The following is a 1,339-nucleotide window of genomic DNA, read 5'->3' on the forward strand; positions in this document are numbered from 1 at the left end:
GTTGGCTGCGCCGCCTTCGGCCGGCTTTCGCCATCGGCTGGTGGTTCGGTTTCGGCTATTTCCTCGCCGGCCTGTGGTGGATCGGCCAGGCCCTTCTCGTCGAGGCCGACAGCTTCGCCTGGGCCTTGCCCTTCGCCGTGGTCGGCATCCCCTTCGCGCTCGCCTTTTTCTACGGCTTCGCGGCGGTCGTGGCTCGGCTTTTCTGGAGCAGCGATATCGGCCGCATAGCGGCGCTCGCCTTCGGCTTCGGCCTCGCCGAGTGGCTGCGCGACTTCCTCTTCACCGGCTTTCCGTGGAATGCCGTCGGCTACGCCGCGATGCCGGTGCCGCTCCTGATGCAGAGCGTGTCGGTGACAGGCATGATCGGTATGAACGCGCTTGCCGTCTTCGTCTTTTCGCTTCCCGCTCTTGTCGCCGCGCGTCGGCACCTGATGCTGGGCCTTGTCCTGTTCGTCACCCTTGTCGCCGCGCATGTCGGCTTCGGCTATTTCAGGCTTGCCGTCCCGGCCGAGCCGGCAACCCGCTCGATCGACGTCCGCATCGTCCAGCCCGCCGTCGATCTCAGCGAGAAATGGAACGCCTCGGTGCGCGACCGCATCTTCGCCACGCTGATGGGGATATCGGCAAAGGCGCCGGATCAGGGCCATGCCAGGCCGCAACTGATCCTGTGGCCGGAAACATCCGTGCCGTTCCTGTTCACCGAGCGTCCCGACGCGCTGACGGCGCTGGGCGACATGCTGAGCGATGGCCAGATGCTGATCGCCGGCGTCGTGCGCGAGGAGGGCGGCTCGGGGAGTGCCGGCAGCAGCCGTTATTACAATTCCGTGGTGGCGATCAACGACAAGGGCGAGATCGTCGATGCCGTCGACAAGGTGCATCTGGTGCCGTTCGGGGAGTATCTGCCCTTTGAGGGCCTGTTCGAGCGTTTCGGCATCGGCCAGCTCGTCGCCGGGCCGATGAATTTCGCCGCCGGCAACGAGCGGCATTCGATCGCGGTGCCGAATGGCCTGCGGGCGGTTCCGTTTATCTGCTACGAGGTCATTTTTCCCGATCTTGTGGCGGCTGATGCTGCATCATCCGAACTTATTGTGAATGTGACCAACGACGCCTGGTTTGGCGACACGCCAGGTCCGTACCAGCACTTCAGGCAGGCGCAGGTCCGTGCGGTGGAGAACGGATTGCCTTTGTTGCGTGCGGCCAACAACGGCATCTCCGCCATTGTCGATTCGCGCGGGCGTATCGTCGATGCTTTGGCTGTCGACGCGCGCGGCGCCATCGATGCGCATGTGCCGGTTTCTGGGCGCGCCCTCCTGCCCGCCGGCCAGCGGCGCATTAACGG

Annotated in this window: 1 protein-coding gene; it reads left to right on the top strand. The window is 65.0% G+C overall.

What is annotated here, in order from left to right; translation table 11 throughout:
• Positions 1-1,339, top strand: a 1,339-nt coding sequence (gene lnt / locus EOA29_RS36665; RefSeq protein WP_127222404.1) for an apolipoprotein N-acyltransferase, incomplete at both ends; no start/stop codon positions are given.

The organism is Mesorhizobium sp. M1E.F.Ca.ET.063.01.1.1, assembly GCF_003998155.1.
GTDB lineage: Bacteria > Pseudomonadota > Alphaproteobacteria > Rhizobiales > Rhizobiaceae > Mesorhizobium.